The following is a 14,028-nucleotide window of genomic DNA, read 5'->3' on the forward strand; positions in this document are numbered from 1 at the left end:
AACGTCGGGAGTCCCTCGATGCTCGATCGCGTCGCCGTTCACCAGACCCGGCTGCGCACGCCCGGCCTCGGGCTCGATGCCAAGGGCGTCGCGCTCGGGGCCAAGGGGCTCGTCCTCCTGCCGTCGATCGATCGGCTCGTCGCCTTCCTGGCGCTCTACACGCGGCAGGGCTCGCTCGGCGACATCCTCCGCTCGCTCGTCGTCGAGGTCGTGCGATCGAAGCTGGGCGCCCGGGAGGTCACCCTCCTGTTCGCGGCGGAGAGCAGCGACCGGCTCGACCGCGTCGCCGAGATCGCCCGGCTGGCCGGCGGCTACTGCTTCACCGGGACGAGCCGGCACTTCGTCCAGTACCGCGACGCCGCCGCGCCGTTCGGGTACGACGTCCCGCAGATCCTGCCCAGCGACGCGGCGCTCTCGCTCTACCACAACGCCTTCTCGCAGACGTACGAGGTCGAGCGGCGCCTCGACGTGCGCGCGCTGCTGCTCCGGCTCGAGCCGCACCTCGATCCGGCCGCCGGGCGCGAGCCCGGGCCCCGCTGGCTCGTCGCGGAGTCGGGGCTCGGCCCGGCGCTCATCCGCTACCTGTCCCGGAGCAGCGTCGAGGCCGAGGTCGGCCTGTGCGAGTGGCCGCCGGAGTCGAGCTTCGACGACGCCCCGGTCCTCCGCTACCTCTTCCGCGTGCCGGCCATCCCCGACCGGATGGTCCCGCTGCTCACGAGCACGCCGGGCCTCGGGTACTTCGTCCCGGTCGCCCCCGGCGCCGCGGTGGAGATCGGGTTCCGGCACCCGGTCAACCTCCGCGCTTGCCCCGTGTTCAGCGAGGCGGGCCTCGTGCTCTTCCGGGGCAGGGGCCGCGAGGCGCTGGAGATCGCGAAGCTGCCGGCGATGGGGGACGTCTCGGCGTTCGCCCGGGTCGAGCTCAGCCGCGAGCCCGCGGTGGCGCGGGTGACGCCGGAGGGCGACGCCCGGCGCCCGCCGTCGGTCGTGCTGTCGCTCCGCCTGGTCCCGAGCTCCGAGCCGTGGAGGACGGTGACGGCGTCGTGGATCCGGCCCGAGGAGATGCAGCTCCTCCGGCACGTCGCCTACGCGCTCGGCCCCGAGACGCTGCGCCGGGCCCGCATCGCCTTCACGGCCGCGGGCGCGTTCCTCCGCCACCCGACCGGCATCGAGGGGATCCCGGTCGGCGAGTTCTTCCGGGAGGTCCACCCGGGCCTCTACATCCCCGCCGGCTACGACGCGGTCCCCGCGGTCGCGCCCGGCGTGCTGTTCCGCGCGATGGGCGCCCCGGCCGGGCAGGCGCTGTTCATCGGGCGCGACGGGCGGGCGATCGGCGTGCCCGAGGACGCGTTCGTCCCGCTGGAGACGGCGCTCCTCGAGGCGCAGCAGTGGTCGCCGCTGGCCGCGCAGTCGGCGGGCCTCACGGCCGCGCTGGCGACCGAGCTGCCCGAGGTCGTGCTCGGCGGCGTCGGCATCCGGCCCCTGCGCGACCTCGCCCCGCCCGACGCGAGCGGCGAGCCGAGGGCGCTCCCGCCGGGCGTCGGCCGGGCCCCCCAATGACCGAGCCCGACGCGATCGCCGAGCGCCTCTCCGAGCTCCAGGCGAACGTGCTCGCCCCGCTCGTCCTCGGCGGCCCCCTCCACCCGGTGCGCCCGTTCGGCGTCCGGCTCGCGCTCCTCCTCGGCGACGGCGCGGGGGCGCTCGATCGCGACCTCGGCTCGCGCATCGATGTGGTCCGCGTCCGCGTCGCCCGGCTCGTCGCGCCGGTGGACACGCTCCCGGAGCTCACCGCCGCCGACTGGGCGCTCCTCGCCGCGCTGAACGACCTGCTCCAGCTCACGAACCACGAGCTCGCCGGCGTCCTGACGCGCAGCCGCTATCCGCGCCTGCTCGCGAGCGTGCGCGACCTCTGCGAGCTCGTGCCCGCGCCGGCGGACGTCGCGACCGCGCTGTCGCGCCACGCCACGTTCGCGCGCGTGCTCGACAGCGTTCGCACGGACGCGGTGGTCGCCTGGTGGACGGGCCGCGCGAGCTTCCGCGGCCAGCCCCCGCCCCCGCGGCTGCTCCGGTGGCGGCAGCTGCGCAACGTCGAGGTCGAGACCCGGCGCGTCGGCCTCGCCGACATGGGTCACGGCATCCCCGGGCTCGCCCCGCCGGATTTCACGGACGCGCTCGCCCTCTGGATGACGCGCACGCCGCTCACGGATCTCGCGACCGCCACCCGGAAGAGCCCGCCGTTCGCGTGGTCCGCCTCGACGCTCGCGGTCGTCGCGACCCCGCCTGGCCGGAGCCTCGCGTACCGCGTGCTCCTGCGCCAGCCGCACGACCTTGCCGTCGCGACGCTCGCCCGCGCCGCCAGGGAGGTCCCGCCCCGGTTCGGTCGGGCGCGCGCGATCGCCGAGTCGTTCGCCAGCGAGGTCGCCGCCGGGATCAAGCTGCTCGACGAGCGCTCCGGGGCCGCGTAACCCGCGTGCGGCGCGCGGCGCGCGCCGCGCGCCGCGCGGTGAGCGACGGGCGACAGGCGACGTGCGGCGTGCCGCGCGGTTTTGATCGGTTCAAACGGGGCGTGATACGCTTCGGCCCCCTTTCACGCGCCTCGCGCTGGAGCGACGAACCGTTTGGACCGGCAAGACGCTGAGAACTCCGACGACATGCTTTCTTTTCCCCGGCGCCCTCTCCGCGTCGGCCTGCTTCGGGAGGCGGCCCGGCGCGCGCGGAGCCCGTGGGCGCGCATCGCCGGCGCGGCGCTCGCGCTCTCGCTCGCGGTGAGCCCGGGCGTCGCGTTCGCCCAGGCGTCTGCGCTGCTCGACGAGGGCAAGGCGCTCATGAAGAAGGGCAAGCTCGCGGAGGCCTGCCCCAAGATCGAGGAGAGCTACCGGCTGAGCCCGAGGTCGGCCACGCTCCTCGCGCTGGCCACCTGCCACGAGAAGCAGGGGAAGCTCGCGACCGCCTGGTCCGAGTACATCGATCTCAGCGCCGCGGCCCGCAAGGAGGGCAACAAGCGCCTCGAGGCCGACGCGAAGGCGCGGGGAGCGAGGCTCGAGCTGCGGCTCCCGCGGCTCACGGTGAGCGTGCCGCGGGCCGCCGCCGTCGAGGGGCTCGAGGTGACGCTCGACGGGGCGCCGGTCGACAGCGCGAGCTGGGGCCAGGCCCGGCCGATCGATCCCGGCGAGCACAAGGTGAGCGCGAGCGCGCCGGGCCGGAAGAAGTGGGAGGCGTCGGTCTCGATCAAGCGGGGCGAGCGGAAGGCCGTGGCGGTTCCGGCGCTGGCGAAGGACGGCTCGGCGGCGCCGGAGCCCGCGCCGGCGGAGGAGGCGCCCGCGAAGGAGACGGCGGCGGCCACCGCGGCGCCGGACAAGGGCGCGGCCGGGGAGGGGAAGGGGGCGGCTGGGGCCGGGAAGGGGGCGGCTGGGGCCGGGAAGGGGGCGGCTGGGGCCGGGAAGGGCGCGGCTGGGGCCGGGAAGGGCGCGGCCGGGGCCGGGAAGGGCGCGGCGGCGCCGGAGGAGGACGCGCAGGCCGAGGAGCCTGCCGCGGCCGAGGAGCCGGAGGCGAGCCCGGGCGCCTCGCCGAAACACGCCGGAAGCTTCGTGCTCGAGGTCGGCGCGGCGGGCGGCGCGCTGATCGGGCTGATCGACTCCGGCAGCTTCGGCGACCTGAGCACGTATTCGTACAGCTACAACATCCTGCCGGAGGGCGAGCTCATCGCGCCCTGCAACGACGAGGTCTGCCACGCCAGCTTCGAGCCGGCGATCGGGCCGTTCGCTGGCGGCCAGGCCTTCGTCGGGGTCGCGCTCTCCGAGCGGCTGCACCTCGGCGTCCGGGCGCTCGGCGGCTACCGGTTCGGCGGCGGCTACCTGGTCGTCGGCGGCCCGTCTGCGTCGCTGCGCTTCGGGCGCCTGTGGCTCGGCCTGACGGGGCTCGTCGGCGCGGTGGGGCAGGACGCGAAGGTCACCGGCGTGAAGGGGGAGATCCCCTCCGAGCTGGTCGACCGCAACTACGGCCGGACCGAGGTCGACGTGAACGCGCGCGAGGGCAGCCTCCCCGAGACCGCGCTCGTCGAGACGCTCGCGTTCGGCGGCAGCGTCGAGGTGTCGCTCGTGCTGGCGGATCTGCCGAGCTCGAGCTGGACGTCGGGCGCGCTCCTCCTGAGCGCCTGGCCGACGTTCATGAAGGGGCTCGACGGGTTCGTGATCGCCGCGCCGGTGGGCCTCGGGTATCGGTTCTACTGAGTAGCGCGATCGACGAGCTCGCGAGCCATGGTATGCGCCGCGTCCCCGTCGCGAGCTGCCGATCGGTCTAGAAAATGAATCCCCCGAGAGGGAAGCCAGCGATGGCCTCTCGATCCGCCTCCTCGAGGCCAGCGCGGCTCCGGTCCGCCCAGACCACGGCCGGCCAGTCAGCGAACCGTGCGACGAGCTCGGCGGGAGCGCCATGGATCGCGAGGACGAGGCGCTTCAGATGGTGGAGCTTTCCGCGCCTGGCGAGCAACGCCTCGTACATGCCGCGCTGAGGCGCGATCTGCGACCATAGATCGAGGCTGGTGAGCTGCGCGATGACGGGATGATCGAGCACCAACCCCGTCGACTTCGCGTCGAGCGGCGTGTCCCACAAGGCGAGGTGCTGGAGCGACGGAAGGCGGGTCGAGTCGAGCGCGGCGATCACAGACGAGAGCGCCGTCGGCTCCCAGCGCAACGTGAGATGTAGAAGCCCGGGCAGCGGCGCTGCGAGCCAGCGATCGAGCGCCCGGGTGTAGCAGGCCAGGGCGAGCAGATCCGGAAAGCACGCGCCCAGCGCGCGTCCTCGTCGTGAGGTCACCGTCAGGTGCGAGACGCGGTCGACGCGACCGTGTTCCACGAGGAGGGGCACGATGGGCTCGAGCTCCTCGCGGATCTCCATCCGTAAGCGCCGGAGGAAGCGCCCGGCCGGGTGGTGCAGCAAGCGGCGGAGCGCGTGGACCGCATAGGTGTGCGGGGCCGGCCGCTCCACGCGGGGATCGAAGCCGAGCTCGCGCGGATCGACCTGAAGCAGCGGCGGTTCGAAGACATCGGCCAGCGCGACCGCATCGGCGTCCGCCACGCAGGCTTCGCGGACGAAGCTGAGGAAGCACTCGTACGTGAACGTGCCCGGTAGAGCACGCTGCACATCATCGAGCGCGCCGAACAGCCGGTTGCCGTGTGCGAGGAGCAGCTTCTCCTCGCGCTCGCTCAGCTCCGGCGAGTCCGCTTCGAGGCGCGCCGCGGCTACTTCGATGAGCTCCGCGCGGGCGTCCGCGGAGGCCCGGAGCGACTCCGCCAGGAGCAGGTAGCCTGCGGGCTCGTCGGGCTCGTCATCGATCAGCGCCTCGATGTCCTCGTGGGGTGAAGGGGGCGGCGGAGCGTAACGAAACCCCGCAGCCATGAGCTCTGCCAGGCGATGCTCGAAGGCCGTTACGGCGACGATCGCGCTTGCGTACGTCCGGCGCGTCGTCTCCTGCGAGCCTGTGTCCCCTGTGGTCTGCTCGAACTCGTTGCCGAGAATGCGAAGCTTGGCGTGCCGTGCAGTATCCGGCTGGAATAGGCCGAGCTCGAATGCTCCGCCGTTCAGTCGTTCGACTTTCATGAAGGGGCTCGACGGGTTCGTGATCGCCTCGCCGGTGGGCCTCGGGTATCGGTTCTACTGACCGCGGCGTCCACCGGTATCACCAACCGCGGCGTCGGGGGCGCGCCGGCTCTTGGCACCGCGGCCCGAGCAGAGCACCGACGCGTTCGCTGCGGGCAGCAACCCGGTGGAGCTCATGGAACGGCCGAGCGGATCGTCGCACGTGAGGCGCGTTCCTGCGCAGAGGAGCTCACCGTTGCGCCTGCGTCCAGCCGAGCGCGGCGATGTCGAGCGCCAGCACCTCACGTCGATCGTAGCTCACGAGCTCGACCGCGGGCCACGCGGCGAGCTGCGCCTGAACGCGCGCTGGCATCAGGTGCCCTCCGAGGAGGATGCGGGCGAGGTGAGAGAGAGATGGGCACAGCGCGAGGAGCTCCTCGAACGGGAACCTCCTGGCGTCGTCTGCCGACCAGATCTCGAGCGACCGAAGTCGCCGGACGAGAGGATGCGCTGCGAGCGCACGGAGCCCTTCGGGGCGCGTCGGGCGGTACCAGAGCGCGAGGTGCTCGAGCGACGGGAGCTTTTCTGGGTCGAGCGGTGCCAGGGCTCCTCGTACGTCATCGTCGCCGCGAAATATGGTCAGGTAGCGGAGCGTCGGCGCGGGCTGGGCGAGGAGCGTCGCGAGGATGCGCTCTGGCGCGCCCAGCCCGCGTAGGCCAGGGAGCGCCGCGCCGACCGGCGGACTGGACCCACGGATCACGAGCGACGTGACCACCGATGCGCAGCCGTGCGCGTTGAGCAGATCGAGGAACGGCCCGAGGACGCCAGAGATCATGAGGCGGAGGGATCCGAGCGAGCGTCCGGCGGCGCTCGCCAGGAGTCGGCGCAGCCGATGCAGTCCGACGACGCCGAGCGAGACGTCCGGATCGTCCGGCGAGAAGCCGAGCGTGTCGCGGCCGATGAGCGCGAGCTCTGGCCGGAGCGCGTCCTCGATGGTGGCCGCGTCGTCGTCGTGGGCCCACGCGAGGAGGCCGCCGTGACCGCCATCGATGCACGCGAAGGGCTCGCCGAAGTCGGAGACCGGGCCGAAGGTCATCGACTTCAGCGAGTCGAGGAGCTCGTGTTCCATGGCGCGCGCATCGTCCCCATCGTGAAGCAGCCGCTCGGCCTGAAAGGCGATCAGGGTGCCCGTCGGGTCGCCCCGCCGTTCGAGTTGCGCGCCGATGATGCGGGGCGCGGTGAGCATGTCCTCCTCGCAACGCGCGTTGGTGATGGGCTGAACGCCAGCAGCGAAACCGTCGGCGCGGAGCCGAGCAAGGCGGTGCTCGAAGACGATCTCGGCGATATGTGCTCTGGGGAAGCTCCGTTCGAAGGGCGCACGGCGGCTCCTCCCGACTGGACGCTCCACGACGCGGGCGCCGTCGATGCGCAGGTCGACGTGCTCGTCGCGGCGGTCTAGCCGCATCGCGAGGCTGGCCGGTGGCTTGATGGTGTCGAGACCACGGTGAAACGCCTTCCTGGAGCTCATCGCTGCCTCACGAAGTTGCCGTCGTCAGTACTCCACGTACCAAGATTCATGGGGCCGTGCGCGTTCGGCCGGTTGAGCTGGCTCGTGGGACGGGATGAACATTACCGACGCTACGCTTTCACCGCGACAGAAGCCCTGCGTTCTGCAGCAGCGTCCTCACGTCGTCGCCATAGTCTTGGCTCGCTTCGATGCGTGACTCGGGTGCGAGCGCGCGCGCAATGCGCATCGCATCGAGCAAGCTCTTCTTGTCTGCCCAGACCGTGGTGAGCGGCCCGCCAGCATAGGACGTCGCGATCTCCTCGATGAAGATGTCGTCGCGCCGGTAGCGTGTGCAGACGCTGTCAGAAGCTTCCTCGGCGCAGGGGACAGAGAGAGCGCGCGCGATACCGACAGCGACTTGGGCGTGTGCGCGCGCCTCGAAGCTCGGGGGGCAATCTATCGGTTTTTCGAAGGTTTCCCACCACAACGCCACAGACTCTAAGAAGGTGCGTCCGCTTCCGGCCGCAGCGCGAAGCGCATCGTCGTTCCACCGGTAGCCGTGCAGCACCCCCGCCCCGTCGACGTAAAGGTCACCGATGCCGTGCCAGTGTCCGACAGGGATGAGCGGAGCCCCTCGCCATCGAACGTGAGGCCAGCCCCGGTCGGATTCGAGTGTCTGCGCGTGAACATCGACCGAGTAGCGTCCTGTCTCTTCCTGGTGCAAGAGCGCTTGAAAAGTACCCAACGAAAGCACTGTTTCGTCTGGCGATGATAGGGTTCCGCCGAACGCTTCCTCGAAATCCAGCGCCGGGGTGAGGGGTGGGATGCCTTCGCTTTCCAGCAGAAGGCGGAGCGCTTCGCGCGAGCACGTGCGTCCCGCGTCGTGCAGCATTCCTTCTGCGTCGAAATAGTGCTGCACACGACGAGATATGCGATTCTCGAAAACCTTCGACGCGGGGGACCTAGAGCGCACATTCATATACGCCTCCAGCCTGTCGAGCTGTCATGTCGCCATGCGCCGGGACTCTGTCCGGCGAACCCCGCGTGAGATGCTGGGTTTACTCCGCGGTTGAGGCTCGGTTCCCATGCGGGGGAGGGCAGAGAGGTTTGTACGTTGGTCCGCGTGGGGTCGATGGGGTCTTGCCCTGCGGCGATGAGGCTGACAGGCGGGCTCATCCCGGCGAGCGCGTACAGGCGAGGAATCGTCTGTGAGCAATTGGGGCAAGATGCGTAATTCCGTTCTGTGCCATCCTCATTGGCGTGGGATCGGATGCCCCCGTCTCGCTTGATGTCACCGAGCGCTATGGCCAGATTTTGCTGCCAACGTGGATCTTTTTCTGGATCGCACGAGGCCTTCGGCTTCTGCTTGCGCTCCCATTCGAAAAGGTATGCGCTGAGCGCAGCTGGCTCTGCGCATTTGTGAGCCGGAGGGCTAAAGTCAGGGTTAGGGCGCGCGGATGATGGGGGTAGCGCAGCGACGACGGCAGGATGAAGGGGCGCCTTGCTCCCGCTGTTGCGCGTGATGATTTGCCCGTCGTTCCGCGTGATGGTGCACTTCATCAGCCCATCGGCGTCCACCCACTCCACCGGGTAGTTGTCGACGTACGCGTACGGCCTCAGGCCTCCCTCGATCCCGATCGGCTCCGGGCTCAGGTACACCCCCGCCTCCGGGTCGTAGTACCTGTGCCAGTTGTAGTGGAGCCCGGTCTCCGCGTCGGCGTACTGCCCCGGGAACCTGAGCGGCGTGATCCCGGCCTGCCCGTCGGGCACGTCGCCGTACAGCCCCGCCTCGATCTCGGCCGCGACGCGCCCGTCGCCCTCCACGAGCGCCTCGGGGAACCCGTTGACCCCGTGGACGAAGTACCTGAGCGCCCCCGCGGCGCCGTCCCGCTGGGCGAGCGGCAGCGCGCTCTCCGGCAGCGTGACGTAGCTCCGCTCTTCCACGGCGGTCGCGTCGCCATCCTCCGGCGCGCGCTCGGTGCGCTCGTGGACCAGCACGTCGCCGCGCCAGGCGTACCGGGTCAGCCTCTCGACCTCCCCGGGCCGCGCGACGCGCTTCTCGATCCTGCGGCCGAAGGCGTCATAGGCGAACGAGATCACGTTCCCCTCGGCCGTCCGCGCCTCCATGAGCCGTCCATCGGCGCTCCATGCGTAGGTCCACACGCGCTCGGGTGCCCGCTCGCCTCCGCCATCACCCCTCGGCTCGCTCACGCGCTTCCGCACCACGTCGCCGCGCTCGCCGTGCTCGTAGCGCACGGTCTGTCGTGCCGTCGCGCGCTCCGTCAACCGCCCGCCCGGCGCGTAGGTCCGCCGCTCGCCGTCCCGTTCCATCTCGCCCGCCGCGGAGAACCGGAACCGCTCGGCCGGCTTGCCGCCCCGGCGCCGCTCGACGACACGGCCGTTCGCGTCGCGGAGCGTCGCTCGCGCCGCACCGCCGAGATCCTCCTCGGCGCGGAGCATCCCGGCGGGCGACCAGGCGTACGTCCTGCGCCACGTCTCGGGCGTCGCGCTCGGCCCGACCCACGGCGGCTCGCCGGGACCGACGCGCGGCGCCGCGGGCTGACCGAGCACGCGCTGCCGCTGCACCAGGCCCTCGGCGTCGATCTCGGTCGCGATCGTGCCGCCGCCGGACAACACCCGCGCGACCTCGTGGCCGCCGGCATCGTACGCGAAGCGCAGCGGCGCGCTCTCTCCACCGATCTGCGCCGCGACGGGCCGTCCCATGACGTCGCGCTGCACGCTCATCTCGCCGCCCGGCCCACGCACGCCGGTGACCCTGCCCATGGCGTCGTAGGTCCATGCGAACGCCGCGAGCACCTCGGCGCCCCGCCGCGTCACCTCCGTGAGCACCCGCCCCCGCCGGTCGTACGTGTACAGGCACTCGACATCGCCGCTCGCGGCGCGCTCGATCCTGCCGAGCGGATCGTAGTCGAACACGTCCTCGCGCCCGTCGGAGGTGGTGCGCTTGACGAGCCTGCCGAGCGGGTCGTACTCGAAGTCGACCTTGTCGCTCCCGCGCTCCACCCGCTCGATTCGCCCCTGCGCGTCGAGCCTGTAGCGGATCTCGCGGCCGTCGAAGGTCCGCTCGCCGGTGATGCGCCCCTCACCGTCGCGCTGGATCCGGTGCTCCTCGCCGGCCTCGTTGACGATGCGCACCAAATCCTGCTCGCGGTCGTAGCGGTAGCGCACCTTGCTGCCGTCGGGTCGCACGAGCTCGGTGACGACGTGGAAGCCGCCCCAGCGCAGCGTGGTCGTGCGTCCGTCGGCGTCCGTGATCTGCGCCAGGTTGCCGTCGACATCGAAGTCGTAGCGCGTCGCCGCGCCTCCCGGCCCGAAGACGGCGCACATGCGACCGCACGCATCGTACGCAAAGCGCGTCTCGTGGCCGCGCTCGTCGGTGAAGCCCGTGACGCGCCCCAGGAAATCGTACCGGATGCGCCGCTCGGAGCCGTCGGGCTCGACGACGCGTACGCGGTTCGCGAGCGCGTCGACCTCCATGCGCGTCTCGCCGCCGTTCGGCAGGGTGGCGCCGACGAGCAAGCCGCGGCTGTCATACGCGAAGCCCACCACGAAGCCCACGTCGTCGTAGACGGCAACGACGTCGCCGCGCGCGTCACGCTCGTAGCGCGCGGTGCCGCCGAGCGCGTCGGTCATGGCCGAGATGAACCCGCGCGCGTCGTGCTCGTAGTGAGTCCTGTTTCCCATCGGGTCGACCTCGGCCACGAGCCGCCCCTCCGCGTCGCGCTCCCAGCGGAAGACCCGCTGCGTCGCGTCCTGGTACTCGAGCAGCGCGCCCGCGTCGTCGTAGCGGAAGGTGTGCACGCCGCTGCCGCCCCAGACCATCCTGTCCAGCTTGCCGAAGGCGTTGCCGTCGATGCGCCGGATCGAGCGCGAGGTGATCACCTCGGTGAGCGCGCCGTCGTGGTGGTCGATCTTGGCGTGCAAAAACCCCCTGGCCCGCGATCCATCGAACAGGGTCTCTGGCGCGCCGTCGTCGAGCGCGTCGTTGCCGTCACGGTGGCACCAGCTCTCGACGCAACGCCCATCCTTGTAGCGAAACTCCGCCACGAGCCCTCCCGGCTCGTCGCGCCGCACCAGGCGGTGGTCCTCGTCGTAGGCGAAGCGCTGCGCGTGCCCCGCGGCGTCCTCGGCCGCGACGAGGTCGCCGCGCGCGTCGAACGCATACCGCCGCCGCGCCTCCCAGCGCCCGTGTGCCGAGGCGTTCTTGACCTCGAAGGCGGCGATGTGCCCGTCCTTGTGCCGACGCACGCGCATGATCCGACCCACGCTGTCGATCACCTGCACAAGGCGGCCGTCCTCGTACGAGAGCTCGATGAGGTTGTCGTGCAGGTCGATGATCCGGCTCAGCAGCCATCGGCTGCCCCGCGGCTCCGCGAACAGGTACGCCAGCCCGTCCGCCGCGAGCGCGTAGCCCCACGCGTAACGCGTCAGCACCCCGCACGGCAACCGCGCCGACGCGCCCGGCTCGAGCCTCCTCGGCAGCTCCGTCGCCGCTGCGTGTGGCTCCAGCACCCGGAGCCCGCGGCGGCCCTCCTCGACCTGCCACGAGAGCGAGTGCGTCCAGCCGAAGCCGAGGTCGCCGTCCTCCTCGATGCGCGCGGAGCTGTAGCTGCGCTTGAGCACGAGCGGGATCGTGCCGGGCAGCTCGAGATCGACGACCGCGACCGTGTAGACGCGCCCGGTGATCGGATCGACCGGATCGCCCGCGTGGGTGCCGCCGCCGCCGCCGTGCGTGGGGTTGGGGCAGCCGCCCCCGCTGCCCGGCCCGCAGCTGCCCGCGTCCTTGCCGCCGCCGCGTGCGCCGTTGCCGCCGTTCCTCCCGCCGCCTCCCTGGCCATCGCCGCGGCCGTTGCCCCCGCGGCCGCTCCCGCCCCCGCCGGCCCCGCCGCCGCCCAGGATGAAGACGCCGGGGTTCATTCCAGGGATCGCCGCTGCGTTCGGAAAGGGCGCCGTTCGTGCCATGCGCGCATGCTCGCCGGCGGGGCGCACCTGCGGCAAGCAGCCCGCAGCTCCTCCACGCCACGCGAAGCTCCTCGCCCCCACCAGAGCCCCGCCCCGCGCTCGTCGCTTGGTACCGCCGCCGACGCGCGCTACCGTCTCGCCGTGACCAGGACCGGGCGGCGCAAGCAGAAACCCACGCCACGACAGGGCGCCCCGGAGCTCACCCCGAAGAGCGTCGCGCGCATGGATGTCGGCGACGCCGTCTACCGCCTGGTGAAGCTGCTCGCCCGCCACCCCGACGAGCGCCTCGACGCGAAGGCCCGCGGCGCCCTCGAAAAGACCCTGCCCGCCCTCGACGCGCTCCGCGCAAGCCACCCGGACCACCCGCAGGTCGCGTGGGTCGCCGGCATGATCCTCCGCAAGCTCGGCCGGCTGGACGAGGCCGCGCAGCTCGCCCGCCGCGCGTTCGAGCTCGAGCCCACGTTCGCCACCGCCGTGAGCCTCGCGTACGCCCTCCGGGAGCGAGGCGACATCGACGCGGCCTGCGATGCGTTCGAGGCCGCCGCCCGCCTCGATCCCGAGGACGTCTCGGCCCGCTGCGACCTCGGCGCCATGCTCTGCGAAGCCGGCCGCACCGCCGAGGGCCTGCGCCACCTGGAGGCCGTCCTCGACAAGCAGCCGGCGCACCCCGTGGCCTTCCCGGCCTACGCCTGTCACCGCGCCGTGCGCGATGGAGACGCCTCCTGGTACGACAAGCTCGCGGCGTACGAGAAGGCGCACCCGGAGAGCGCGGGCGCCGCGCGGGCGCTCGAGCGCCTGCGCGCCGAAGGGCTCCACCACCCCGCGCCCGTCGCCGTCGTCGAGGGCTTCATCGCCGGCGTCACCGAGGCGATCGACCACCTCCACCGCGATCACGACCCGTGGCTCAACCGCTTCGGCGCCCGCGAGCACGGCTACCGCATCCTCCCGCCGCTCGCGCCGGAGGAGCTCCGCCGCATCGAGGCGTCCGCGGGCGCCCGCATCCCCGCCGACTACGCGGCGTTCGTCACCCGGGTCGGCAGCGCCGGCGCGGGGCCCTACTACGGGCTCCTTCCGCTCGACGGCCCGGGGCAGCTCGAGAGCCTCACCGGCGACTTCCCCCACACGCGGCCCTACCGGCCTCAGTTGCGGGTGATGAGCGCGCCCGAGCGCGCCGCGTACCAGGCCGACGCGACGGTCCGCGGCACGATCGCCCTCGCGCACATGGGCTGCGGCTACTTCTCCGTGCTCGTGGTGCGCGGCCCGCGCGCCGGCGCCGTCTGGGCCGATCTCCGCGCGGCGGGCTCGGGCCTGCTCCCGACGCACGACAGCTTCACGGCGTGGTACCGCGACTGGATCGAGGCGCTCTCGAAGGGCGCGCCGGCCGCGCTCCCGATCACCGCGCCCCGGTGCGCGGCGCCCGCGGCGCTCAGCGACTACCTGATGGCGTGGGAGCGCGAGCGAAGGCTCCCGCTCGGGGGCGCGGGCGAAGCGGGGGTCCGTCAGGCGCTGCGCGAGCTCCCCGACGGGGGGATCGCGATCCAGGCCGAGGCGTCCAGGTACTTCGACGCCGGCGATCCCGTCAGCCCCTGCCCCAGCTGCCGGCACATGTTCGAGCACTTCATCCAGAAGGACATGCTGCGTCCCGCGGCGCTGCGGCCCGGCGTGCCGCCCAGGGCCGCGCGGCGGCTCCGGCCGGAGGCGTAGCGACCCCTCGGCGCGCGTCCCCCCACGCGGCGCTGCACGTCGGCGCGCGTCCCCCCACGCGGCGCTGCACGTCGGCGCGCGTCCCCCCACGCGGCGCTGCACGTCGGCGGCGGTCCCCCACGCGGCGCTGCACGTCGGCGGCGGTCCCCCCACGGCGGATTGCGTGCCGGCGGCGGTCCCCCCACGGCGGATTGCGTGCCGGCGGCGGTCCCCCCACGGCGGATTGCGTGCCGGTGGCGGTCCCCCCACCGTGAGCTGCA

The 14,028-nt window shown here is 72.5% G+C and carries 8 protein-coding genes; 4 read left to right on the forward strand and 4 right to left on the reverse strand.

The window, feature by feature from the left end; genetic code table 11:
* Positions 1–18: 18 nt before the first annotated feature.
* The 3 genes from WMF33_RS17425 (at position 19) to WMF33_RS17435 (ending at position 4,226) form a co-directional block, all read left to right on the forward strand.
* Positions 19–1,557, forward strand: a complete 1,539-nt coding sequence (locus WMF33_RS17425; RefSeq protein ID WP_437338183.1) for a hypothetical protein — start codon at positions 19–21, stop codon at positions 1,555–1,557.
* Positions 1,554–2,462, forward strand: coding sequence for a hypothetical protein (locus WMF33_RS17430; protein ID WP_437338184.1), 909 nt, complete (start codon positions 1,554–1,556; stop codon positions 2,460–2,462). Before WMF33_RS17425 ends, WMF33_RS17430 begins: the two co-directional genes overlap by 4 nt.
* A gap of 186 nt (positions 2,463–2,648) precedes the next feature.
* On the forward strand, positions 2,649–4,226 hold the full coding sequence (locus tag WMF33_RS17435; protein ID WP_437338185.1) for a hypothetical protein: 1,578 nt from the start codon (positions 2,649–2,651) through the stop codon (positions 4,224–4,226).
* A gap of 67 nt (positions 4,227–4,293) precedes the next feature.
* Here the strand turns inward: WMF33_RS17435 and WMF33_RS17440 are convergent, their stop codons facing one another.
* The 4 genes from WMF33_RS17440 to WMF33_RS17455 form a co-directional block, all read right to left on the reverse strand.
* Positions 4,294–5,595: a hypothetical protein gene (locus WMF33_RS17440; RefSeq protein ID WP_437338186.1), complete on the reverse strand. Its 1,302-nt coding sequence runs from the start codon at positions 5,593–5,595 to the stop codon at positions 4,294–4,296.
* A gap of 229 nt (positions 5,596–5,824) precedes the next feature.
* Positions 5,825–7,102, reverse strand: a complete 1,278-nt coding sequence (locus WMF33_RS17445; protein WP_437338187.1) for a hypothetical protein — start codon at positions 7,100–7,102, stop codon at positions 5,825–5,827.
* A gap of 118 nt (positions 7,103–7,220) precedes the next feature.
* On the reverse strand, positions 7,221–8,000 hold the full coding sequence (locus WMF33_RS17450; RefSeq protein ID WP_437338188.1) for a hypothetical protein: 780 nt from the start codon (positions 7,998–8,000) through the stop codon (positions 7,221–7,223).
* 56 nt (positions 8,001–8,056) lie between these two features.
* A complete protein-coding gene (locus tag WMF33_RS17455) occupies positions 8,057–12,064 on the reverse strand; it encodes an RHS repeat-associated core domain-containing protein (RefSeq protein ID WP_437338189.1) in 4,008 nt (1,335 codons plus the stop codon).
* Positions 12,065–12,205: 141 nt separating this feature from the next.
* Here WMF33_RS17455 and WMF33_RS17460 point away from each other — a divergent pair, with 141 nt between their 5' ends.
* Positions 12,206–13,768, forward strand: a complete 1,563-nt coding sequence (locus WMF33_RS17460) for a tetratricopeptide repeat protein (RefSeq protein WP_437338190.1) — start codon at positions 12,206–12,208, stop codon at positions 13,766–13,768.
* Positions 13,769–14,028: the final 260 nt, after the last annotated feature.

Origin of the sequence: Sorangium sp. So ce394 (genome assembly GCF_051474665.1) — a bacterium.
In the GTDB taxonomy this organism is placed as follows: Bacteria; Myxococcota_A; Polyangia; order Polyangiales; family Polyangiaceae; genus Sorangium; species Sorangium cellulosum_D.